This window comes from Shewanella sp. M16 (genome assembly GCF_018224605.1).
Lineage (GTDB): Bacteria > Pseudomonadota > Gammaproteobacteria > Enterobacterales > Shewanellaceae > Shewanella > Shewanella oncorhynchi.
In genome coordinates this window covers 1-262 of record NZ_JAGTUL010000156.1, presented here as the reverse complement: position 1 = coordinate 262, position 262 = coordinate 1, and the positions used below count along the sequence as shown (strand labels likewise).

The window sequence follows — 262 nt, the reverse complement described above, 5'->3', positions numbered from 1 at the left end:
GCGCTGTCAGAGCCTTGTGCAGAAGTATTGCCATCGCTGTCGGTTTGAGTCGCGGTGACCGTGATGGTCTTGCCTTCGGCCACGACCGCAGTCCAGGTAATCACGCCGTTGTTATAGCTGTAGCCCGTTGCAGGTGTGCCGTCGGCGAATGTTAGGGCGTTGCCCACCAGTTTCAGGGTGACATTACTGCTGACACCGTCATTGGTGATCATCAGGTTAATGGTGCCACCTTGGGCAAGCTCAGCGTGGTTAACGTTGACCT

General features: G+C 56.1%; 1 protein-coding gene. It reads right to left on the bottom strand.

From position 1 onward, the window contains the following. The coding region (locus tag KFE26_RS23850; RefSeq protein ID WP_212601934.1) for a hypothetical protein at positions 1-262 on the bottom strand (262 nt) is incomplete at both ends.